This is a genomic window from Mesorhizobium sp. M0140, assembly GCF_040322475.1.
Taxonomy (GTDB): domain Bacteria; phylum Pseudomonadota; class Alphaproteobacteria; order Rhizobiales; family Rhizobiaceae; genus Mesorhizobium.
Window position 1 is genome coordinate 1 of the sequence record NZ_JAMYTM010000079.1, and the last position, 1,331, is coordinate 1,331.

Below are 1,331 nucleotides of genomic sequence, written 5' to 3' on the forward strand. Positions count from 1 at the left end.
GCATGATCGCCCCCGTGTTTTTGGGAGGATGAGGTCTCCCAGCCGTTGTCTTAATCGGATGAGGTGTGCGGGTAGTTTTGCTGGCGCTTCGATCGCCATCCACCCCCATTCGTGACGAATGTAGTGCAGGGCTGTGGTGAAGCTCAATTCGGTTGGCTTGACCTCGGCTTCAGAGGCAACCTCGGCCATTTCCAACCGCACCAGATTGTAAGCCAGCAAGGCTCCCCAAACTTCCTGATAAACGGTCTGCGGTGTGCCGCTGCGCAGCGTCAATTCGCTGCCAAGAAGCTCCTGCTTCAGCTCTCGATAGCTGGTTTCGATCCGCCAGCGGTCTTCGTATTGCTGCACGATCTCCTGGGCAGGATAGGCCTTCTTGTCCGTCAATGAGGTGAGCAATATTCGCTTTTGCCCATGCCGGTTGACCGTCTCGATCGCCCGAGCTTCCCAGAATGTCGGCAAGTCGGGCTCGGCCTCGCGTGCTTGCGGCGAGACTTTCATGCGCACCCGATAGTCGGTGGCGTTCTGGTCCAGGCGCTGCCATGCACTGTTGCCTTTGGCCGGCAGGAGCCAATGACGTTGCTTGCCCTTCGATTGAAGCTGCAGCAGCAGGCTGGCGCTGAAAAAGCCCTTGTCGAAGACCGTCAGGGATTGGTCCGGCACTTGGTCGAGCAAGCTCTTGGCATAGAGCATCTCATTCTTGCCGTAGATCCCAAACACCGCATCACGCACCAGGTGCGTGGCGAGCGCCGTCAGGGTCAAGAGCCGTAGCTGCGGATAACTTGCAACAGCGCCGGATGCATAGGCTTGCGCTCCAAAATGCGCGCGGTTCTCCACGCTGTCGGCGACACGCAATGTGCTGCCATCCACGGCATAGCGCGCAAGACCCCGCCAGCCTCGCCCGACTTGGTGTCGCTCGTCCCAGCACGTCGCGCTCATCGCAAACAACTGCGCCAGCGGCGCCTGGCCTAAGCGCTGGCGGGCCTGCGTCAAGGCGCTCTTGGCAATGTCCGGGTTCACCTCATCGGGCAACACCAGATCCAGATGGGCCACCACCTCAGGCATGGACTGATGACGATACAAGGAAAGCGCAATCACCAGCCAGACAACTTGCTCGGCGGGGAGCTTGCGCTTGCGGATGCTCGCCTTGCCGCTGCTGGCAAGCGCCAAGGCGATCCATTCCGGATCAATTGCACCCGAAAGTGCCGATAAATCGGCTGTATGTCCTATGCGACCTGGCATCTCAAAACACGAACAGGATGGAAACGAATCTCCATCCTGTTCGATAGGTCTTACCAGATCCTCATCCAGCCCAACTTAAGTGAACTGCATTA

Annotated in this window: 1 protein-coding gene; it reads right to left on the minus strand. The window is 58.8% G+C overall.

The window, feature by feature from the left end:
* Positions 1 to 1,239, minus strand: a 1,239-nt coding sequence (locus NKJ37_RS31895; protein WP_352776437.1) for an IS4 family transposase, incomplete at its 3' end; no start/stop codon positions are given.
* Positions 1,240 to 1,331 lie beyond the last annotated feature (92 nt).